20 protein-coding genes are annotated in these 21585 nt (G+C 59.2%); 8 read left to right on the top strand and 12 right to left on the bottom strand.

Going from position 1 to position 21585, the window contains the following annotated elements; all coding sequences use genetic code 11:
- Window positions 1-8: 8 nt before the first annotated feature.
- The gene (glpK, locus tag OPU96_RS11835) at window positions 9-1514 is read right to left on the bottom strand and encodes a glycerol kinase GlpK (RefSeq protein ID WP_226455950.1); all 1506 of its coding nucleotides are present in this window, start codon (window positions 1512-1514) and stop codon (window positions 9-11) included.
- A gap of 78 nt (window positions 1515-1592) precedes the next feature.
- Window positions 1593-2450, bottom strand: a complete 858-nt coding sequence (locus OPU96_RS11830) for an MIP/aquaporin family protein (RefSeq protein ID WP_192297312.1) — start codon at window positions 2448-2450, stop codon at window positions 1593-1595.
- Between the two features lie 326 nt (window positions 2451-2776).
- Between OPU96_RS11830 and ybaK the strand changes: the two genes are divergently transcribed.
- The gene (ybaK, locus tag OPU96_RS11825; RefSeq protein ID WP_226455949.1) at window positions 2777-3247 is read left to right on the top strand and encodes a Cys-tRNA(Pro) deacylase; all 471 of its coding nucleotides are present in this window, start codon (window positions 2777-2779) and stop codon (window positions 3245-3247) included.
- Between the two features lie 136 nt (window positions 3248-3383).
- Here the strand turns inward: ybaK and OPU96_RS11820 are convergent, their stop codons facing one another.
- Window positions 3384-4493, bottom strand: a complete 1110-nt coding sequence (locus tag OPU96_RS11820) for an ABC transporter ATP-binding protein (RefSeq protein WP_226455948.1) — start codon at window positions 4491-4493, stop codon at window positions 3384-3386.
- The gene (gene argF, locus OPU96_RS11815) at window positions 4490-5410 is read right to left on the bottom strand and encodes an ornithine carbamoyltransferase (RefSeq protein WP_192297309.1); all 921 of its coding nucleotides are present in this window, start codon (window positions 5408-5410) and stop codon (window positions 4490-4492) included. The genes OPU96_RS11820 and argF overlap by 4 nt, the downstream gene beginning before the upstream one ends.
- 433 nt (window positions 5411-5843) lie before the next feature.
- Between argF and OPU96_RS11810 the strand changes: the two genes are divergently transcribed.
- Both OPU96_RS11810 and grxD read left to right on the top strand, forming a co-directional pair.
- The gene (locus OPU96_RS11810) at window positions 5844-7952 is read left to right on the top strand and encodes a molybdopterin oxidoreductase family protein (RefSeq protein WP_498559107.1); all 2109 of its coding nucleotides are present in this window, start codon (window positions 5844-5846) and stop codon (window positions 7950-7952) included.
- 77 nt (window positions 7953-8029) lie between these two features.
- Complete coding sequence (gene grxD, locus OPU96_RS11805) at window positions 8030-8368, top strand: Grx4 family monothiol glutaredoxin (protein WP_065906770.1); 339 nt, start codon at window positions 8030-8032, stop codon at window positions 8366-8368.
- A 69-nt stretch (window positions 8369-8437) separates the two neighbouring features.
- Here the strand turns inward: grxD and bfr are convergent, their stop codons facing one another.
- Window positions 8438-8908 carry a bacterioferritin gene (gene bfr, locus OPU96_RS11800; protein WP_192297307.1) on the bottom strand — a complete coding sequence of 157 codons (471 nt, stop codon included), beginning with the start codon at window positions 8906-8908 and terminating at the stop codon, window positions 8438-8440.
- A gap of 201 nt (window positions 8909-9109) precedes the next feature.
- The gene (locus OPU96_RS11795; RefSeq protein WP_010564137.1) at window positions 9110-9328 is read right to left on the bottom strand and encodes a bacterioferritin-associated ferredoxin; all 219 of its coding nucleotides are present in this window, start codon (window positions 9326-9328) and stop codon (window positions 9110-9112) included.
- A 242-nt stretch (window positions 9329-9570) separates the two neighbouring features.
- Between OPU96_RS11795 and OPU96_RS11790 the strand changes: the two genes are divergently transcribed.
- Window positions 9571-10173 carry a peroxiredoxin gene (locus OPU96_RS11790; RefSeq protein ID WP_003172097.1) on the top strand — a complete coding sequence of 201 codons (603 nt, stop codon included), beginning with the start codon at window positions 9571-9573 and terminating at the stop codon, window positions 10171-10173.
- Between the two features lie 206 nt (window positions 10174-10379).
- Here OPU96_RS11790 and rnt read toward each other — a convergent pair whose 3' ends face one another.
- Window positions 10380-11051, bottom strand: a complete 672-nt coding sequence (gene rnt, locus OPU96_RS11785; RefSeq protein WP_083359903.1) for a ribonuclease T — start codon at window positions 11049-11051, stop codon at window positions 10380-10382.
- Window positions 11048-12094 (bottom strand): dihydroorotase, encoded by a 1047-nt coding sequence (gene pyrC / locus OPU96_RS11780; RefSeq protein ID WP_192297306.1) that lies wholly within the window; start codon window positions 12092-12094, stop codon window positions 11048-11050. Before pyrC ends, rnt begins: the two co-directional genes overlap by 4 nt.
- A gap of 156 nt (window positions 12095-12250) precedes the next feature.
- Between pyrC and OPU96_RS11775 the strand changes: the two genes are divergently transcribed.
- From OPU96_RS11775 to OPU96_RS11765, 3 genes are all read left to right on the top strand, one after another.
- Window positions 12251-13159 (top strand): flagellar protein MotY, encoded by a 909-nt coding sequence (locus OPU96_RS11775; protein ID WP_192297305.1) that lies wholly within the window; start codon window positions 12251-12253, stop codon window positions 13157-13159.
- A gap of 129 nt (window positions 13160-13288) precedes the next feature.
- Window positions 13289-14506, top strand: coding sequence for an argininosuccinate synthase (locus tag OPU96_RS11770; protein ID WP_029295244.1), 1218 nt, complete (start codon window positions 13289-13291; stop codon window positions 14504-14506).
- 631 nt (window positions 14507-15137) lie between these two features.
- On the top strand, window positions 15138-15770 hold the full coding sequence (locus tag OPU96_RS11765; RefSeq protein WP_122719714.1) for a response regulator transcription factor: 633 nt from the start codon (window positions 15138-15140) through the stop codon (window positions 15768-15770).
- 94 nt (window positions 15771-15864) lie between these two features.
- Here OPU96_RS11765 and OPU96_RS11760 read toward each other — a convergent pair whose 3' ends face one another.
- From OPU96_RS11760 to metG, 4 genes are all read right to left on the bottom strand, one after another.
- Complete coding sequence (locus tag OPU96_RS11760; protein ID WP_192297304.1) at window positions 15865-16047, bottom strand: PA3496 family putative envelope integrity protein; 183 nt, start codon at window positions 16045-16047, stop codon at window positions 15865-15867.
- A 107-nt stretch (window positions 16048-16154) separates the two neighbouring features.
- The gene (gene nth, locus OPU96_RS11755; RefSeq protein ID WP_192297303.1) at window positions 16155-16793 is read right to left on the bottom strand and encodes an endonuclease III; all 639 of its coding nucleotides are present in this window, start codon (window positions 16791-16793) and stop codon (window positions 16155-16157) included.
- A gap of 186 nt (window positions 16794-16979) precedes the next feature.
- Window positions 16980-17942, bottom strand: coding sequence for an electron transport complex subunit RsxB (gene rsxB / locus OPU96_RS11750; RefSeq protein WP_498559106.1), 963 nt, complete (start codon window positions 17940-17942; stop codon window positions 16980-16982).
- A 117-nt stretch (window positions 17943-18059) separates the two neighbouring features.
- Complete coding sequence (gene metG, locus OPU96_RS11745; protein ID WP_498559105.1) at window positions 18060-20111, bottom strand: methionine--tRNA ligase; 2052 nt, start codon at window positions 20109-20111, stop codon at window positions 18060-18062.
- A 171-nt stretch (window positions 20112-20282) separates the two neighbouring features.
- Between metG and apbC the strand changes: the two genes are divergently transcribed.
- Window positions 20283-21377 (top strand): iron-sulfur cluster carrier protein ApbC, encoded by a 1095-nt coding sequence (gene apbC / locus OPU96_RS11740; protein ID WP_226455943.1) that lies wholly within the window; start codon window positions 20283-20285, stop codon window positions 21375-21377.
- Window positions 21378-21585 lie beyond the last annotated feature (208 nt).

Raw genomic sequence — 21585 nt, 5'->3', positions numbered from 1 at the left:
ATGTTGGCTTATTCAGCGCCTTCGTGGGGCTCCCAGTCACGGGTGCGGCTGACCGCTTTTTGCCAGCCGGCGTAGAGCTTTTCTTTTTCCTTTTCTTCCAATTGCGGTTCGAATTCGCGCTCGATCACCGCCTTGCCGCGCAACTCGTCCAGGCTGCCCCAGAAGCCACACGCCAAGCCAGCCAGGTAGGCCGCACCGAGTGCGGTGGTTTCGCGCATTTGCGGGCGCTCGACCTGGGTACCGAGGATGTCGGCCTGGAATTGCATCAGGAAGTTGTTGGCAACCGCGCCGCCGTCCACGCGCAGGGCCTTGAGGCGTTCGCCCGAGTCCTGTTGCATGGCGTCGAGTACATCGCGCGTCTGGTAGGCAATCGACTCCAGGGCCGCACGAATGATGTGATCCACGCGTACGCCACGGGTCAGGCCGAACAGTGCGCCACGGGCATACGGGTCCCAGTACGGCGCGCCCAGGCCGGTGAACGCAGGCACCAGATACACGCCGTTGCTGTCCTTGACCTTGCCGGCGAAGTATTCGGTGTCGTGGGCGTCATTGATGATTTTCAGCTCATCACGCAGCCACTGCACGGTGGAACCGCCGTTGAAGACTGCGCCTTCGAGGGCGTAGGCCACTTCGCCACGCGGACCGCAAGCGATGGTGGTGAGCATGCCGTGCTTGGATTTGACCGCCTTGTCGCCGGTGTTCATCAGCAGGAAGCAACCCGTGCCGTAGGTGTTCTTGGCCTGGCCGGCTTCGACGCACATCTGGCCGAACAGTGCGGCTTGCTGGTCACCGGCGATACCGCCGATGGCGATGCCGCTTTTGGTGCGGCCGTAGATTTCCGACGACGACTTAACTTCCGGCAGCATTTCCCGCGGAATGTCGAGGATCTCCAGCATCTTCGCATCCCACTCCAGGGTGTGGATGTTGAAGAGCATGGTGCGCGAGGCGTTGGTGTAGTCGGTGACGTGGGTCTTGCCGCCGGTAAATTTCCAGATCAGCCAGCTGTCGACGGTACCGAACAGCAGTTCGCCGTTGCGCGCGCGCTCGCGGCTGCCTTCGACGTTGTCGAGGATCCACTTGAGCTTGGTGCCGGAGAAGTACGGGTCGGTGACCAGGCCGGTGGTGTCGCTGATGTACTGCTCGTGGCCGTCGCGCTTGAGTTGCTGGCAGATCTCGGTGCTGCGGCGGCATTGCCAGACGATCGCGTTGTAGATCGGGCGGCCGGTCACCTTGTCCCACACCACGGTGGTTTCACGCTGGTTGGTGATGCCGATCGCGGCGACCTGATCATGGTGCAGGCCAGCCTGGGCCAGGGCTTCGACCATCACCGCGCTCTGGGTGGCGAAGATTTCCATCGGGTCATGCTCGACCCAGCCCGCTTGCGGGTAGTGCTGGGCGAATTCGCGCTGGGCGGTGCAGACCACGTTGGCGTCACGATCGAAGATGATCGCCCGCGAACTGGTGGTGCCTTGGTCAAGGGCGATGATGTAGTTCTTATTCTGAATGTCGGTCATGTCGAATGCCTTGGAAAATAAGAAGATCGGTAATCAGCCTGGGCCGCAAAAAGGGCAGGTGGGTCCAGGCTGGCGCTATCAGGAAATACGGGTCTTGCCGTTGACAGCCGTGTCAGGTGTTTCTTCAACTGCAGCAGGTGCGGCGCTCGGCAGATGGCGGGCAATCAGCCCGCGATAGGCCGCGGCGCCGAGGCATGCACCCACGATCGGGCCGAAAATCGGCACCAGGAAATAAGGAATGTCGCGGCCGCCGGTGAAGGCTATTTCACCCCAGCCAGCGAAAAAGGTCATCAGCTTGGGCCCCAGATCCCGCGCCGGGTTCATCGCGAAACCGGTCAGTGGGCCCATGGCGCTGCCGATCACCGCAATCAACAGGCCGATCAGCAGTGGGGCCAGCGGGCCGCGTGGCAGGCCGTTGTTGTCATCGGTCAAGGCCATGATCACGCCCATCAGGATCGCGGTGATGACCATTTCCACCAGGAACGCCTGGGCGGTGCTCAGCAGCGCATGGGGGTAGGTGGAGAACACCGAGGCCAATTCCAGGCTGGCTTGTGAGCCGCGCACCATATGGTGGGTTTGTTCGTAATCGAAAAACAGGTTGCTGTAGAGCGTGTACACCAAGGCCGCGGCGCAAAAGGCGCCGGCGATCTGGGCGAGGATGTAGAAGGGCAGTTTGCGCTTTTCGAAATCGGCGAAAATACACAGGGCGATACTCACCGCCGGGTTGAGGTGAGCCCCGGAAATACCGGCGCTCAGATAGATCGCCATGCTGACGCCGATCCCCCAGATAATGCTGATTTCCCACAAACCAAAGCTGGCACCCGCGACCTTGAGCGCAGCGACACACCCTGTACCGAAGAAGATCAGAAGCGCAGTGCCCAGGAATTCGGCCATGCATTGGCTCGAAAGTGAAGGCTGTTGAAGAGCAGTTGTCATGGAAAACCTCAGTTGTTGTTCTTGTCTGGCGCACGACCTCAACGGGGCGTTGCGCGATTTTCACCGTGGCAAGGATCCCCATCCCGGACACGGCTTACTGCTCGAATGTTGCAGGTCTATTCCTACAGTATTCGGAAACGAAAAAATATAGACAAGAATCACTGCTGTCAAAGGTCGAAAGTGAACCATTGGTCACTTTCAAACTATTGAGCTGGTGAATGATCATGCTTGTAACGTTGTGTGTGTTTGCCAAAGTGCGCGCAGTAGAGCGTTTTACGTGGGGTTGGCCTAGAATTGGCGATCTGTTTGCCACGCTTGGAGCCAGCATGACCCCTGCATTGGACCTGTTGAAAAAAGTTCGCGCCGAACATCACATCCACAGTTATGAACATGACCCCAAGGCCGCTTCCTATGGCCTGGAAGCCGCGGAAAAGTTGGGACTTGATCCGGCGCAGGTGTTCAAGACCTTGCTGGCCAGCAGCGAGAAGGGTGAATTGTTGGTGGCGGTGGTGCCGGTCGTCGGAAGTCTGGACCTGAAGGCCCTGGCGCAGGCAGCGGGGGTGAAAAAAGTCGAAATGGCCGACCCGGCGGCAGCGCAGCGCTCTACCGGGTACCTGCTGGGGGGGATCAGCCCGTTGGGGCAGAAGAAGCGTTTACGCACGTTTATCGATGAAACGGCGCAGCCGTTTGCGACGATTTTTGTCAGTGCGGGGAGGCGGGGGCTTGAAGTGGAACTGTCGGCGGCGGTGCTGGCGGAGCACACCCAGGCCAAATTCGCGCCGATTGGCCGGGCGTAAACCTACGCTGGGGTGTACCTGGATCAAAATGTGGGAGCGGGCTTGCTCGCGAATGCAGAGTTTCAGTCGATACAGTCATCACTGATAAGCCGCATTCGCGAGCAAGCCCGCTCCCACTTTTTTTGAGCCGGTGTCTTCAGGTGGCCGGGCTGTAGCGTCTTACGCCTGATTCGGATTGGGGAATCTGCGCCGCAACGCTGCCCGAAGCCTGGAACAGCACCAGATGTTCCGCCGCCACCCGAATCCCTACATCCGCGCCGATCTGATGGTCCGCATGGCTCGGGAAGATCGACTCCAGCTGCGCGCCCGTCGGCAGTTGCAGTCGGTACAAGGTCGACGCACCGAGAAACGTCTTGCCGACGATGCGCGCTTTCAACGCGCTGTCCGGCGCATACACGAGGTCATCCGGACGCAGCAGAACATCCACCGCGCCACCCGTTGGCCAGGTGTAGGCGCGATTGCCGCGCAGTTCACCCAGTTCGGTGCTGACCGACTCCGGCGTGCTCAATTGGCCGCGGATAAAATACCCCTGGCCGATAAAACTGGCGACGTACGGGGTCTGCGGCTCGTGATAGAGGTTGTAGGGGGTATCCCATTGCTCCAGGCGGCCTTCCTTGAATACACCGACCTGGTCGCTCACGGCGAACGCTTCTTCCTGGTCGTGGGTGACCAGAATCGCACTGGTGCCCCGGACCTTGAGGATGTCACGCACCTCATGGCTGAGCTTGCGCCGCAGTTCGCCGTCGAGGTTGGAGAAGGGTTCGTCGAGCAGCAGCAGTTGCGGCTCCGGCGCCAGTGCGCGGGCGAGGGCAACGCGTTGCTGCTGGCCGCCGGACAGCTCGTGGGGGAAGCGTTTGCCGAGGTTCTTCAGGTTGACCAGTTCCAGCAGTTCGGCGACCACGTGGTCTTTTTTCGGGTGCTTGCGGATGCCGAACGCGATGTTGTCCGCCACGCTGAGGTGGGGAAACAGTGCGTAGTCCTGGAACACCATACCGATACGACGTTTCTCCGGCGCTAGGGTGAAACCGGCGCTGGAGATCACTTCGCCGGCCAGGCTGATTTCACCTTCGTGCACCGGCTCGAAACCGGCTATCGCCCGCAGGGTGGTGGTCTTGCCGCAGCCCGAGGAGCCCAGCAGGCAGCCGATGTCACCGGCATTGAGGTGCAGGTTGAGGTTCTGCACCACCCGTTGATCTTGATAGCCGCATGCCAGATTGCGCAGGTTCAGCAGGAGTGGATGGCTCATGCGTGATGGTACGAAGGCGGGACGAGGAATTCGAGCAGGGCTTTCTGCGCGTGCAGGCGGTTTTCGGCCTGGTCCCAGGCGACGGAGCGCGAATCGTCAAGCAGGTCGAGGCTGATTTCTTCGCCACGGTGGGCTGGCAGGCAGTGCATGAACAACACGTCCGGCGCGGCCAGGTCGAGCAGGGCACGGGTGACCTGGAACGGCGCGAACAGCGCGAGGCGCTTGGCGGTTTCGTCTTCCTGGCCCATGGAGGTCCAGACGTCGGTGCTGACCAGGTGAGCGCCGATCACGGCATCCCGTGGGTCACGAACGACGGTGACGCGCTCACCTGCCTGTGCGAGGAAGCGTGCGTCAGGCTCGTAGCCTTCCGGGCAGGCAACGCGCAGTTGGAAGTCGAACTGGATCGCCGCTTCTATATAGCTGTTGCACATGTTGTTGCCGTCGCCGATCCAGGCCACGGTCTTGCCCTGGATCGAACCGCGATGCTCAAGGAAGGTTTGCATGTCGGCCAGCAACTGGCACGGGTGCAGGTCGTCGGACAGGCCGTTGATCACGGGCACGCGGGAGTTGGCGGCGAATTCGGTGAGGGTGCTATGGGCGAAGGTACGGATCATCACCGCATCAAGCATGCGCGACATGACGATCGCGCAATCGCTGATCGGCTCGCCACGGCCCAGTTGGGTGTCGCGCGGTGACAGGAAGATGGCTTGGCCACCCAGCTGGATCATGCCGGCTTCGAAGGACAGGCGGGTGCGGGTCGACGATTTCTCGAAGATCATCCCGAGAACGCGGTTTTTCAAAGGCTCGAACAGTACGCCGCGGTTACGCAGGTCTTTAAGCTCAATGCCTCGACGGATCACGCTGACCAGCTCTTCGGGCGTGCAATCCATCAGAGAGAGAAAGTGCCTTGCGCTCATCATTAACTACCTTTTTGCAACAGACCGCAGATACTCAAAGCCTTGTTTATTGTGACAACGGGCGAGACCTGCGGCGAAAGCCGCACGGGGCGACGAAATAGGGGAAGGCGCGATATTGACATTAAATGTCGCGTCTTACCAATAGGGCTACGTTTTTAGGGGTGTTCAAGAAGGGCGCGAGAGCGCTTTTGAAGACGAATTCCATACGGCAGCGGGCCATTTGTACACTGGCGCCGCAACCTTTTGCAATGCGCGGCGGCGGGCTTGGGCCCGGTTGCGTCGGTTTCAGCGATGCTTTGCGGGCTTCTGAAACATTTGCTCACTCTTAGCCATGGCCGGGCCTGATGCCCGTCGATTCACACCGCGAACGTTGGTGGCGCCCCTGCATGTGGCGGCTCATAGTTGAGTCAAAGCCCCTATAAAGAGACTGGCCATGACCAAGACTCTCCACCACCGTGCCTGCCATCTGTGTGAAGCCATCTGCGGCCTGACCCTGGAAACCACCGAGGCCGACGACGGCAGCCTGGCGATCACCTCGATCAAGGGTGATGCGCTGGATACGTTCAGCCGCGGGCATATCTGCCCCAAGGCGGTGGCACTGCAGGACATCCAGAATGACCCGGACCGCCTGCACCAGCCTATGTTGCGGGTGGGCAGCGAATGGCAGCCAATCCCGTGGGAAGACGCCTTCGCCCTTGTAGCCGAGCGCCTGGCGGGTATCCAGGCCCGGCACGGCCAGAATGCGGTGGCGGTGTACCAGGGCAACCCCAGCGTGCATAACTATGGGCTGATGACCCATAGCAACTACTTCCTGGGCCAGTTGAAGACGCGCAACCGCTTCTCGGCGACCTCGGTGGACCAGTTGCCCCACCACCTCACCAGTCACCTGATGTACGGTCATGGCCTGTTGCTGCCAATTCCGGACATCGATCACACCGATTTCATGCTGATCCTCGGCGGCAACCCATTGGCATCCAACGGCAGCATCATGACCGTGCCCGATGTAGAGAAGCGCCTCAAGGCCATCCAGGCCCGTGGCGGCAAAGTGGTGGTGGTCGACCCACGGCGCAGTGAGACAGCGGCGATGGCCGATCAGCACCTGTTCGTGCGCCCCGGCGGAGATGCGTCGTTGTTATTTGGGGTGCTCAACACCTTGTTCAGTGAAAACCTGACTCGCGACAGTCACCTGCCGGTCGCTGGCCTGGACGATGTGCGCCAGGCAATCGTCGGGTTTACCGCCGAGGCCATGAGTCGCCAATGTGCAGTGCCGGCCGCGCAGATTCGCCAGCTCGCGCGGGACTTTGCGGCGGCGGACAGGGCGGTGTGTTACGGGCGCATGGGCGTCTCCACCCAGGCGTTCGGCACTTTGTGTCATTGGCTGGTGCAACTGATCAACCTGGTCACTGGCAACCTGGACCGTGCCGGTGGCGCCGTGTGCACCACGCCGGCGGTGGATCTGGTGGCGTCGACAGGCGGTGGGCATTTCAATCGCTGGCAGAGCCGGGTGTCCGGGCGTCCGGAATATGGCGGCGAGTTGCCGGTGTCGGCCCTGGCTGAGGAAATGCTTACCGAGGGCGAAGGGCAAATCCGCGCATTGGTCACGGTGGCCGGCAATCCGGTGTTGTCGACACCCAACGGCCGCCAGTTGGAACAGGCGCTGGATGGGCTGGAGTTCATGGTCAGCATCGATCTCTATATCAACGAGACCACGCGATATGCCGACTTGATCCTGCCGTCTACATCGGCACTGGAGAACGATCACTACGACACCACCTTCAATATGTTCGCGGTGCATAACGTCACCCGCTTCAATCGTGCGATCTTGCCCAAGCCGGCGGGGGCGCTGCATGACTGGGAGATCTTCGTAGGTCTGGCAGAGGCGTTTGCCGCGCAGACCGGTGCAGTGCTGAAGCCGACCATGGCGCCGGCGCAGATGATCGACTTCGGGTTGCGTGCCGGGGTTTACGGTGATGCGTCGAGCCACAAGTTGTCGGTGGCGATGCTGGCGGAACATCCCCATGGCGTCGACTTGGGGCCGCTCAAGGCCAATCTGGTTGCGCGCTTGAAAACGGCGGATGGCAAAGTGCAGGCGGCACCGGCGGTGATCCTTGCCGATCTGGCGCGCTTTGCCGCGCAGCCGCTGCCTGTGGCGGATGAGTTGTTGTTGATCGGTCGTCGCCACGTGCGCAGCAACAACTCCTGGATGCATAACTATCACCGCTTGGTGAAGGGCAAGCCCCGTCATCAGTTGTTGATGCACCCGGACGATCTGGCCAGTCGGCAATTGAGCGATGGTCAGCGCGTGCGAGTGAGTTCGCGCATCGGCATGATCGAAGTGGAAGTACTGGCCAGCCTGGATATGATGCCCGGTGTAGTCAGCCTGCCCCACGGTTGGGGGCATGGCCGTCCGGGTGTGCAGATGAGCATTGCCAGTGGGCAGCCGGGGGCGAGTGCGAACGACTTGACCGACGAGCGGCATTTGGACGAGTTGTCGGGCAACGCTGCGCTCAACGGCGTTCCGGTTCAGGTCGCAGCCGCCTGAGCACTGCGCTGGAATTTTGCGTTACAATGCGCCACCGTGCCGACCTGTGAGTCGCAAAGTTCCAGCCGAGGTGTTCCATGGATATCATCGAAACGATCAAAGAGCAGATTGCCAACAACACCATTCTGCTTTACATGAAGGGCGCGCCAAACGCTCCTCAGTGCGGTTTCTCCGCGAAGGCTTCCCAGGCGATCATGGCGTGCGGCGAGAAATTCGCTTACGTGGACATCCTGCAGAACCCTGAAATCCGTGCCAACCTGCCCAAGTACGCCAACTGGCCTACGTTCCCGCAACTGTGGGTTGCCGGTGAGTTGGTCGGCGGTAGCGACATCATCGTTGAGATGGCGGCTGATGGTTCGCTGCAAGCGCTGATCAAGGAAGCGGCGGCAAACGCGGCGGCCAAGACTGACGCTTGATTCGCTTGCAATGAAAAGCCCCGCTTCTCGTGAGAGAGCGGGGCTTTTTTATACCTGCGTGCCGAGGGCTTATTCGCCCATCTGCGATTGCAGGTAGTTTTCCAGGCTGACTTTGTCGATCAGGCCCAGTTGGGTTTCCAGCCAGTCGATGTGTTCTTCCTGGTCTTCCAGAATATCTTCCAGCAGCTCACGGCTGCCGAAGTCGCCTTTGGTTTCGCAGTGAGCGATGGCGGCCTTGAGGTCGCTGTGGCTCTTTTGCTCGAATTTCAGGTCGCTGTTGATCATTTCCTGGGTGTGCTCGCCGATGCTCAGCTTGCCCAGGTCCTGCACGTTCGGCAGGCCTTCGAGGAACAGGATGCGCTTGATCAGCGCGTCGGCGTCCTTCATGGCTTTGATCGATTCTTTGTATTCACGCTTGCCCAGCTTTTCCAGGCCCCAATCGTCAAACATGCGTGCATGCAGGAAGTACTGATTGATCGCGACCAGTTCATTGGCAAGGATTTTGTTGAGTTGCTGGATGACTGAGATGTCGCCTTTCATGACTGGGGTCCTGCCCTGTAATAGCTGTATATAGGCCGGAGTTTGAGCGGCGAAAACCTTAGTGTCAAACCTAAGTTATTGAATAATAAATGAAAATTAATCGGAATAAGAATGTTTGTGTTCCGCGTCTTAGCGCTAACTTATTGAATTGCGGGCATAAAAAAACCGGACACTAAGTCCGGTTCTTTAAAACGCGCCGATTTAAGCGTGTGTAAATTCTGCTGAATAGGGGAGCGCAGCCTGGGCTGTCTGCAGCTGCGTCAGGGTTTCCCGTACCACTTGCTTGGCCAGGCAAGCACATTTACCGCACTGGCTGGCAACGCCGGTGGTTTCACGCACTTCCTTGTAGCTGCAGCAACCTTCGTAGATTGCTTCGCGGATTTGTCCGTCGGTGACGCCAGTACAGAGGCACACATACATAAGGGAGAACCGTCGCGGGTTTAAGGCTTGAGTGCGATGGATCTTAATGTTAACGAGAATGATTGTCAAAGTAGATTCGTAGGGTATTTGCGCGTATTGCCCCTGCGCTGACGAACGGTTTTTTCAGTGTATGATGGTCGGTCTTCACGAAGCGTGACTGCGTCACAGGGTTGTCGCCTACAGGCGCCAGACTGGGCCGGTCCTTTTACTTCAATCGTCACCCTCACATCAGGAGATACCCAATGAGCGTACTCGTCGGCAAACAAGCCCCGGATTTCGATGTACCTGCCGTCCTCGGCAATGGCGAAATCGTAGACAGTTTCAAACTGTCTGAAGCCATCAAAGGCAAATACGGCCTGGTGTTCTTCTACCCGCTGGACTTCACCTTCGTCTGCCCGTCGGAGCTGATCGCTCTGGACCACCGCATGGACGATTTCAAGGCGCGTAACGTTGAAGTGGTTGCCGTTTCCATCGACTCCCATTTCACCCACAACGCCTGGCGCAACACTGCCATCAATGATGGCGGCATCGGCAAAGTCAAATACACCATGGCTGCCGACATGAAGCACGACATCGCCAAGGCCTACGACGTTGAGTCCGAAGGCGGCGTGGCTTTCCGTGGCGCGTTCCTGATCGATGACAAGGGCGTTGTGCGCTCCCAGATCATCAACGACCTGCCGCTGGGCCGTAACATGGAAGAACTGATCCGCCTGGTCGACGCCCTGCAATTCCACGAAGAGCACGGCGAAGTCTGCCCTGCCAACTGGAAAAAAGGCGACAAAGGCATGAACGCTTCGCCAGAAGGCGTTGCGGCTTACCTGACCGAGAACGCTGGCAAGCTGTAAGCCAGATTTGAGGTACAAAAAAACGGCCTGAGAAGGCCGTTTTTTTATGGGCGGGAAATGGCTGTAGTGAGCGGGCTTGCCCCGCGCTGGGGGGCGAAGCCGCCCCAAATCCAACCGCCTCCGTTTTACTGATACACCGAGGTGCCTGGGTTTAGGGCGGCTTCGCCCCCCAGCGCGGGGCAAGCCCGCTCACTACAACAGCGCTGTTAGTCGTTGAAGTCTTCCCAGCCGCCCATCTGCTTCCAGCGATTGACGATGCCGCAGAACAGGTCGGCGGTCTTCTCGGTGTCATAGCGCGCCGAGTGAGCTTCGCGACCGTCAAAGTCGATTCCGGCTGCCTGACAGGCTTTGGCCAGTACGGTCTGGCCGTAAGCCAGGCCCGCGAGGGTAGCGGTGTCGAAGCTGGAGAACGGGTGGAACGGATTGCGCTTCATGTCCAACCGCGCCACGGCGGCGTTCAGGAAGCCCAGGTCGAAGCTGCTGTTGTGGCCGACCAGGATCGCGCGTTTGCAGCCATTGGCCTTCAACGCCTTGCGCACGCCACGGAAGATGTCGGTCAGTGCCGCTTCTTCACTCACGGCCATGCGCAGCGGGTGATCGAGCTTGATCCCGGTAAATTCCAGGGCCGCCGCCTCGATGTTGGCGCCTTCGAACGGCTCGACGCGGAAGAAGTGGGTGTGTTCCGGGAACACGAAACCCTGTTCATCCATGCCGATGGTGGTGGCTGCGATCTCCAGCAAGGCGTCGGTGGCGCAATTGAAACCGCCGGTTTCTACGTCGATGACAACCGGCAGATAGCCGCGGAACCGCTCGGCCATCGGGTGGCGTGAACCGCCACCGCTGTGCTCGTGTTCGTCGTCGTAATGGTCTTCACTCACTTGCTTTCCTCCAGCAGGCGCCAGCGCAGTGTTTCACCGGCGCGCAGCGGGATAACAGTCAACTCGCCAAACGGCAGGCTGGCAGGGGCGGTCCAGTCTTCACGGACCAGGGTGATGCGGTCGGTATTCGCCGGCAGGCCGTAGAAACGCGGGCCGTTGAGGCTGGCGAAACCTTCGAGCTTGTCCAGGGCATTGCGTTGTTCGAACGCTTCGGCGTACAGCTCGATCGCCGCGTAGGCCGTGTAGCAACCGGCACAGCCGCACGCGGCTTCCTTGGCATGCTGGGCGTGTGGCGCGGAGTCGGTGCCGAGGAAGAACTTCGGATTGCCACTGGTGGCGGCATCCAGCAGTGCCACCTGATGGGTGTTGCGCTTGAGGATCGGCAGGCAATAGAAATGCGGCCGAATCCCGCCCACCAGCATGTGGTTGCGGTTGTACAGCAGATGGTGCGCAGTGATGGTCGCGCCGACGTTGGCCGAGGCCTCGGTGACGAACTGCACGGCATCGGCGGTGGTGATGTGTTCGAACACTACCTTGAGGGTCGGGAACAGTTCGACCACGCGACGCATGTGCTCGTCGATGAAGATCTTCTCGCGATCGAACACGTCCACGTCGCCACGGGTGACTTCACCGTGGATCAATAGCGGCATGCCGACTTCGGCCATGGCTTCGATGGCCGGCAGGATCTTGTCGATACTTGTCACACCGGAATCGGAGTTGGTGGTCGCGCCAGCCGGGTACAGCTTGGCGGCGTGCACGTAGCCGCTGGCCTTGGCCTCGCGAATCTCGTCGGGCTGGGTGCGGTCGGTGAGGTAGAGCACCATCAGCGGTTCGAAGCGGCTGCCGGCCGGGCGCGCAGCGAGGATACGCTGGCGATAGGCGTCGGCTTCAGCGGCGTTACGCACCGGAGGTACCAGGTTAGGCATGATGATGGCACGGCCAAACGTGCGCGCAACATCGGCCACGGTTTGGGGCAACGCAGCACCATCGCGAAGATGAATATGCCAGTCGTCGGGACGCAGCAGGGTCAGGCGGTCGGACATTGGGGATTCCAGGCGGGTCAATCTGGTGGGAATGCTACCGGAAAAGACTCTTGCAGGCACTCGCTATCAAGTTTTACAGGATGCATCCGATAGCCTTTCGTATGCCTTATCGATGTATGACGCTTTGAAGTGTTGTAGAAACCAGTGGAGCCTCCCGTGCGCCAGCATTATCTAGCCCTGCTCAGTGTGTTCGCCAGCCTGCCTGCGATGGCCCTCACGTTCCAGACACGTCTGGAGAATATTGAGTGGAAGGTAGAGGGCGACAAGTTTGAGTGCCGTCTGAGCCAACCGATCACCGATTTTGGTTCGGGTGAGTTCGTGCGCCGGGCCGGCGAGCAGGCGACGTTTCGTCTGAAAGCCTTTAATGGTTCGCTGGGCGCAGGTTCGGCCACCTTGCTGGCCGCTGCCGCACCTTGGCAGCCCGGACGCGGCGACATCAATCTGGGAGCCGTGCGTGCCGGCAGTGGCGAAGTGCTGTTCAACAGCTCACAGGCCCAGGCCGGGCGCCTGTTCAATGGTTTGCTCGAGGGGCGTTCGCCGACCGTACGGCATTACGGGCGTGAGGGCGGCTACTCGGAAATCCGCCTGTTGCCGGTGAAGTTCAACAAGGCCTACAGCGACTATCAACTGTGCACCGCCAAGCTGCTGCCGATGAATTACGATCAGGTCAAGCAGACCGAAGTCGGCTTTCCGGGCGGTGGCATCGAACTGGATGCGGCGGCGAAGCAGAAGCTGGCAGTGATTCTTGAATTCATGAAGGCCGACCCGACCGTCAACCACATCGAGTTGAACGGCCACTCGGACAACAGCGGCAACCGCCTGACCAATCGTGATGTTTCACGGCGTCGTGCATTGGCGGTGATGGACTACTTCAAGGCCAACGGCATCGAGGAGTCGCAGATTACCCTGCGCTTCCACGGCGAAAGCTACCCGCTGGCGCCCAACACCAATGCTGCCAACCGCGCACGCAACCGCCGCGTCAATATTCAGCTGGAGCGGGTCGCAACCCCCGAGAAACCGGCACCCCAGGCTGCGGTCCGGAGCAATCCCGCGGCAACCTCATAAGGTGCGACCACCGGTCGCCCTCTCGACATAATCTGTCGCTTTATCTTCATTTGCTGTCGCGCCCCTGTAATTTCACGGTTTTGATCGGTAGAATCGTCGCCTTTCCGTACAACCCCGTGGAGTGATGGCATGGCCGACGTAAACAAGGTCGTTCTCGCGTATTCCGGCGGCCTGGACACTTCGGTGATCCTCAAGTGGCTGCAGGATACTTATAACTGTGAAGTGGTGACCTTCACCGCTGACCTGGGTCAGGGCGAAGAGGTCGAACCTGCACGTGCCAAGGCGCAAGCCATGGGCGTGAAAGAGATCTACATTGACGACCTGCGCGAAGAATTCGTCCGCGATTTCGTTTTCCCGATGTTTCGCGCCAACACCGTCTATGAAGGCGAGTACCTGCTGGGTACTTCCATCGCACGTCCGCTGATCGCCAAACGCCTGATCGAAATCGCCAACGAAACCGGCGCCGACGCCATTTCCCATGGCGCGACCGGCAAGGGCAACGACCAAGTGCGTTTCGAACTGGGCGCCTACGCGCTCAAGCCGGGCGTCAAAGTGATTGCCCCTTGGCGTGAATGGGACCTGCTGTCCCGTGAAAAGCTGATGGATTACGCTGAAAAGCACGCAATCCCGATCGAGCGCCACGGCAAGAAGAAGTCCCCGTACTCGATGGACGCCAACTTGCTGCACATCTCCTATGAAGGCGGCGTGCTGGAAGACACCTGGACCGAGCACGAAGAAGACATGTGGAAATGGACCGTCTCTCCGGAGAACGCGCCAGACAAGCCACAGTACCTGGAACTGACCTACCGCAACGGCGACATCGTCGCGCTGGACGGCGTCGAAATGACTCCGGCTACCGTGCTGGCGACCCTGAACCGTATCGGTGGCGAACACGGTATCGGCCGCCTCGACATCGTCGAGAACCGTTACGTGGGCATGAAGTCCCGTGGCTGCTACGAAACTCCGGGCGGCACCATCATGCTGCGCGCTCACCGCGCCATCGAGTCCATCACCCTGGACCGTGAAGTGGCTCACCTCAAAGACGAGCTGATGCCTAAGTACGCCAGCCTGATCTACACCGGCTACTGGTGGAGCCCTGAGCGTCTGATGCTGCAACAGATGATCGACGCTTCCCAGGTCCACGTGAACGGCGTTGTGCGCCTGAAGCTGTACAAAGGTAACGTGATCGTCACCGGGCGTAAATCCGATGAGTCGCTGTTCGACGCCAACATCGCCACCTTCGAAGAAGACGGCGGCGCCTACAACCAGGCGGACGCAGCGGGCTTTATCAAGTTGAACGCACTGCGCATGCGCATTGCGGCCAACAAAGGTCGCAAGTTGTTCTGAGTGCTCAAGACACTCTAAGGAAAGCCCCTTGTTGAAGGGGCTTTTTTTTGCCCGATGAAAAACCAGGCAGCCTTGATTCGATCTTTTGTTTATCGATGTTTAAACTTTGTTGAAGTTAAGGTGACAGGAAATTTGTCTGCCGGGCCAACTGCACGTGATGGCTTGTTTGCGAGGTGAAATGAATTAATTACACCTGACAAGGAACTATGTCTTACAGATAAATCACACAAGTAAGCACAATTTAATTGTTGTGCGCTGAATGTTCTGTAGGAAATATGGGTGTAAATAAATATGTTTAATGGAACTAAAAAGGTGGTGGTTTTCTTGGCTTCTCAAGGGAGCGATGACCACAAGCAAGGGATATTTCCTGAAAGACGTGTGCGTTACTTTCGCCGTCCATCCCATATCCGTGGGGTAATTTATTCAAAATATGTGTGGGACCGGAAAGATCTGAAAGGCCTCATACAACTCGCTACGGTCGACTTTGCGTTTTTTTGTAGGTCAATTCCTATTACGTTGTGGGTTGGGTCTCTGCTTGCTGTTGCGCGGGGGGGAATACTATGCCAACTAGGAAACGACTAGGCTATTGTGCTTGCTCTGAATAATTCGAACAGCGAAATTGGACTTTCTTATGAATAAAGTGCTGATCGTGGATGATCATCCCGTCATTCGTCTTGCTGTGCGTATGCTAATGGAGCGTCATGGTTATGAGGTCGTTGCCGAGACCGATAACGGTGTCGATGCGTTGCAACTTGCACGGGAACATATGCCGGACATTGTCATACTGGATATTGGAATTCCCAAGCTCGATGGGTTGGAAGTTATTTGCCGGCTCTCCTCGGTCAAACAGCCTGCGCCGTTCAAGGTGTTGGTGCTGACGTCGCAGGCTCCGGGGCATTTCTCCATGCGATGCATGCAGGCGGGGGCGGCAGGCTATGTATGCAAGCAACAGGACCTGACCGAGTTGCTGAGCGCTATCAAGGCGGTGCTTTCCGGCTACAGCTATTTCCCGAACCAGGCGCTGAATTCGGTGCGCTCTACCATGGGCAATGCCAGCGAGGCCGACATGGTTGAACGCCTTTCGGGCCGGGAGATGATGGTGTTGCAGCAGTTGGCCCGTGGTAAAACCAACAAGGAGATCGCCGATGGCATGTTCCTCAGTAACAAGACCGTCAGCACCTACAAGACGCGCTTGTTGCTCAAGCTCAATGCCCGCTCCCTGGTGGACCTGATTGAACTGGCCCAGCGCAATGGGTTGGTATAGGTGGGAAGGGGTCCATCAAAACGCTGATAGGTAACCAGAGTACTCGTTGGAAAAAAGCCTCCGTCAGGGAGGCTTCTGGTCGTCAACGGCCAGGTCAGAGGTCGAAGTCGTAATCGGCCAGTTGTTTTTGCAAGCGTCGCTCTTCCAGAAGATTGTCGATAGTGCGACGTTTGCTCAGATTGGTCTTGGCCACCTCCGCAACGGGGGCTTCGCCATCGTCATCCGGCTCTGCAACGAGGTCGTCTTCTACATCCAATTGTTCTTTGCCAGTGCTCATAAGGTTCACTCCGGGCTAAGACTGCCGTTGGCGCTCCTTATAACGATAATCCATGAATGGGTAAAAAAGATTTTTTCAATCGACAGATCAAAAAAACCAATGATTGCTCAATCGTCTGATGTCTTGTCCTTGTATTCGCACAGGTCCTCGATGCGACAGCTGCCGCAGCGCGGCTTGCGCGCCTGACAAACATAGCGCCCATGCAGGATCAGCCAGTGATGGGAGTCGAGCAGATACGGCTTGGGCACGAACTTCATCAATTGATTTTCCACCTCGACCACGTTCTTGCCGCGGGCGATACCAGTTCGGTTACTGACCCGGAAAATGTGCGTGTCTACCGCCATGGTCAACTGTCGGAACGCGGTGTTGAGCACAACATTGGCGGTTTTGCGCCCTACACCGGGGAGGGCTTCCAGCGCTTCGCGAGTTTGTGGCACTTCACCGCCGTGCAGCTCAACCAGCATCCGGCAGGTCTCAATCACGTTCTTGGCCTTGCTGTTGTAGAGGCCGATCGTCTTGATGTACTCCGATAACCCATCGACACCCAAGGCATGGATTGCCGCTGGCGTGTTGGCTACCGGGTACAGTTTGGCCGTGGCCTTGTTGACGCCTACGTCGGTGGATTGTGCCGACAGGATCACCGCAATCAGCAGCTCGAACGGCGAGGAGTAGGCCAGTTCGGTTTTGGGTTCCGGATTGTCTTCGTGAAACCTGCGGAAAATTTCCAGGCGTTTTACGGCGTTCATGGGACGAGTGGTTCCTTGCCGGTGTTCAGCGTGAAGGTGAAAAGGGTCCAGGCCGGGCCCCCTGCCAGTAGTAACCCCAGCAGCATAAACCCGGTAGGCATCAAAGTGGTGTCTGCCTCGCCGCGTAACAACCCTAGCGTGAGCGCAATGCAGCAAACAGTTGCTGACCCGTCTCAACGTTGCAGGTCACGTGCCCAGGGCATCGACTTGACGTTGCGCTTCATCGAGCCGGTTTTGTGCGTCGGCCAGTTCTTGCGGGGCGGCCAGCCGATCCTGCGCTTTCTTCAGCTCGGCGCGGCGCATCGCCAGCTGGATTTTGGCGCGTTTGAGTTCGGCAGTATTCACGGGCGACCGTGGCATTGCTGGCGTGCTGTCTGGTTCCAGTGCAGCCAATGCGCGTTCAGCGGCCTCAAACTGCTGTTGCAGGACGATCAACTGAGATTGCTGTTCAAAGGTCGGTGGATGACCAAAGGCTTTCAAGGACTTGTGCAGCTGTGCGCGGCTCATCGCCACCTCAATCTTGGCCTTCTTCACCGCTGCGTCCGTAATCGCTTGCAGGGCATCTACCGGCGCGGTTTCCATCGGTGCCGGTCGTTTGGTCCGTGCCTGGCGCTCGGCGAGCCGATGCTCCTCTTCCCGCTGCAAGCGCGCGTTGCGTTGTTCGTAGCGACGCCGTGCCCGGTCACGCTTGAGGCTGCGTTCGTGGCGCTCGTGATCATTGGCTGCCAGACCTCCCACGATCGGCAGCACGCTGACCAATGGGCGCATTTCAATGCAATCGACCGGGCACGGCGACACACACAAATCACAACCCGTGCATTCGTCGACGATCACTGTGTGCATCAACTTGGCGGCGCCCACAATCGCATCCACCGGGCACGCCTGGATGCACTTGGTGCAGCCGATGCACTCGGCTTCGCGGATGTACGCAATCTGCGCCGCAGCTTCGCCACGGGAGGTATCCAGCGCCAGCACCGGCACGTTCAGCAAGTGCGCCAGGCCGGCGATGGTTTCCTGTCCACCAGGCGGACACTTGTTGATGGCTTCGCCGCTGGCGATGCCCTCTGCGTAAGGCTTGCATCCGGGGTGCCCGCATTTGCCGCATTGGGTCTGCGGTAGCAGCGCGTCGATACGTTGAATGAGGTTCATGCTGTGATCATTGGCGTGCCGGTAGGTTAGACAAACAGGGTCTGATTATCCGGCAAGCGAGAAGGGGGAACTAGCTGAAAAGCCCTGTCGCCGAAGCGACAGGGCCGTCTTGCAGGCTTACTTGATCCGTTGACCGGGCTTGGCGCCGCTGTCAGGGCTCAGCAGGTAGATCTCTTCACCGCCAGGACCGGCCGCCATCACCATGCCTTCGGAGATGCCGAACTTCATTTTCCGTGGCTTGAGGTTGGCGATCATCATGGTCAGGCGACCATCGAGTTTGGACGGGTCCGGATAAGCGCTCTTGATCCCGGAGAACACGTTGCGTTGCTCGCCGCCAAGGTCCAGCGTCAGGCGCAGCAGCTTGTCGGCACCTTCCACGGCTTCGGCTTTTACGATCAGCGCGACACGCAGGTCGACTGCGGCGAAAGCGTCAAAGTCGATTTCCGCAGAGATCGGGTCTTTGGCCAATTCACCATTGCCTACTGGCGCAGCCGAGCCGGTGTCGGTCTGGCTGGCGACCAGGTCTTCTTTCGATGCGTCGGTCATGGCCTGGACCTTGACCGGGTCGATGCGGGTCATCAGCGGCTTGAACTCGTTCAACTGATGGTTGCTGAGCAGGGTCGCGTGGTCCTTCCAGGTCAGCGGCGCAACGTTGAGGAACGCCTCGGCGTCGGCGGCCAGCAGCGGCAGCACCGGCTTGAGGAAGATCACCAACTGGCGGAACAGGTTGACGCCGGTGGCGCAGATCGCCTGGACATGCGCCTGCTTGCCTTCCTGCTTGTTCAGCGACCACGGTGCCTTGTCGGCGATCCAGGCGTTGGCGCGGTCGGCCAGGCCCATGATTTCGCGCATGGCGCGGGCAAAGTCGCGGGCTTCATAGGCTTCGGCGATGCTCGGTGCGGCGGCCAGGAACGCGTCGGTCAGTTCCGGTGCGGCATTTTCGGCCACCAGCAGGCCAGCGTTGCCCTTGTGGATGAAACCGGCGCAACGGCTGGCGATGTTGACGACCTTGCCTACCAGGTCCGAGTTGACCTTCTGTACGAAGTCCTCCAGGTTCAGGTCGAGGTCGTCTACGCCACGGCCCAGCTTGGAGGCGTAGTAGTAGCGCAGGTATTCCGGCGACAGGTGGTCCAGGTAGGTGCGCGCCTTGATAAAGGTGCCACGGGACTTGGACATCTTCTGGCCGTTGACCGTCAGGTAGCCGTGCACGGCGATGCCGGTCGGCTTGCGGTAGCCCGAACCCTCAAGCATGGCCGGCCAGAACAGGGCGTGGAAGTTGACGATGTCCTTGCCGATGAAGTGGTACAGCTCGGCGGTGGAATCCTTGTTCCAGAACGCGTCGAAGTCCAGCTCCGGGGTGCGATCACACAGGTTCTTGAAGCTGGCCATGTAGCCGATTGGCGCGTCCAGCCACACATAGAAGTACTTGCCCGGCTCGCCCGGGATCTCGAAGCCGAAGTACGGCGCGTCGCGGGAGATGTCCCACTGTTGCAGGCCGCTGTCGAGCCACTCGGAGAGCTTGTTCGCCACGGCGTCCTGCAGGGTGCCGCTGCGGGTCCAGGTTTGCAGCATCTGCTGGAAGTCCGGGAGCTTGAAGAAGAAGTGTTGGGAATCCTTGAGCACCGGGGTGGCGCCGGAGATCGCCGACTTCGGATCCTTCAGCTCGGTCGGTGCGTAGGTCGCACCGCATTTTTCGCAGTTGTCGCCGTACTGGTCTTCGGTGCCGCATTTCGGGCAGGTGCCCTTGATGAAGCGGTCGGCCAGGAACATCTTCTTTTCCGGGTCGAAATACTGGGTGACCGAACGCTGGTCGATGTGCCCGGCATCCTTCAAGCGCAGGTAGATCTGGCTCGACAGCTCGCGGTTTTCTTCGGAGTGGGTCGAGTGGAAGTTGTCGAAATCCACCAGGAACTCGGCAAAGTCGGCGCTGTGTTCGGCCTGCACGTTGGCGATCAGTTGTTCCGGGGTGATGCCTTCCTTTTCGGCGCGCAACATGATGGCCGAACCGTGGGCGTCGTCCGCGCAGACATAGATGCATTGGTTGCCGCGATGCTTCTGGAAGCGCACCCACATATCGGTCTGGATGTACTCAAGCATATGGCCAAGATGGATGGAACCATTGGCATAGGGCAGGGCGCTGGTGACGAGGATCTTGCGTGGCTCGGACATGGGGCTCGGCTACTTGATGAAACGGAGGTCGGCCACTATAAAGCGCCGGGAAATATATTTCACCCCGTGGCGCTGTTTCAACATCTTCCAAACCTGCGAAAGCATGCCGTTGAGCCATAGGAACGGTTAGGATAGCCGCCTGTTTCAGTCAGTCTTTTTCGGGAGTAGCCCATGAGCGCCGTGAATCGCGCAGCGGTGGAAGCCGTTCTTCGCCAGTACACCGACCCCTATTTGAACCAGGACCCGATCAGTGCCGGCTGTGTGCGCGCCATCGAGATCGAGGGCGAGCGGGTGTCGGTCCAGTTGGAACTGGGTTATGCCGCCGGTCTGTTCAAGAACGGCTGGGCGCAGATGCTGCAGATGGCGATCGAAGGCCTGGACGGCGTGAGCTCGGCCAGGGTCGACATCCAGTGCGTGATTGCACCGCACAAGGCCCAGGCGCAGATTCCGGGCCTGGCCAATGTCAAGAACGTCGTTGCTGTCGCTTCCGGCAAGGGCGGCGTCGGCAAATCCACCACCGCCGCCAACCTGGCGTTGGCCCTGGCGCGTGAAGGCGCCCGCGTGGGTATTCTCGACGCCGACATCTACGGCCCGAGCCAAGGCGTGATGTTCGGCATCGCCGAAGGCACCCGACCGAAGGTCAAGGACCAGAAATGGTTTGTGCCGATTGAGTCCCTGGGCGTGGAAGTCATGTCCATGGCCTTCCTCACTGACGACAACACGCCGATGGTCTGGCGCGGCCCGATGGTTTCCGGCGCGCTGTTGCAACTGGTAACCCAGACTGCCTGGGGCGACCTGGATTACCTGGTGATCGACATGCCGCCAGGCACCGGCGACATCCAGCTGACCCTGGCGCAGAAAGTCCCGGTGGCCGGCTCTGTGATCGTCACCACGCCCCAGGACCTGGCGCTGCTGGACGCGAAAAAAGGTGTGGAGATGTTCCGCAAGGTCAACATCCCGGTGCTGGGCGTCGTGGAAAACATGGCGGTGCACATCTGCTCCAACTGCGGTCACGCCGAGCATCTGTTCGGCGAGGGCGGCGGCGAGAAGCTGGCCACCCAGTACGGGGTCGAGCTGCTGGCCTCGTTGCCGTTGTCCATGCTGATTCGTGAGCAGGCCGACGGAGGCAAGCCTACCGTTGTCGCCGAGCCTGACAGCCAGATTGCCATGATTTATCAGGAACTGGCCCGCCACGTAGGCGCGCGGATCGTCCTGCAGGAAGCGGCTTCACCGGCAATGCCGACGATTACCGTCAGCGACGACTAAGCGACGTGAAGGAGAAAAGCCTCGACGGTGTCGGGGCTTTTTCATGTCTGAAGAGCGCTCAAGGCCTGCCAGTTACGCTTTTACGCAATTGCTCGTGTAAGCAATTACTTACTTTCTCGTAAGTGTTTGGTTTTTTTAGCCGCCATGGGCGTCTCGATACACTCGGGTTGTTTTCTATCCTATTGAATAATAACAATTATTTACTTTT

This window comes from Pseudomonas sp. RP-B7 (assembly GCF_059803535.1).
The sequence above is the reverse complement of the archived record's forward strand: the minus strand, read 5'-3'. Positions and strand labels throughout refer to the sequence as shown.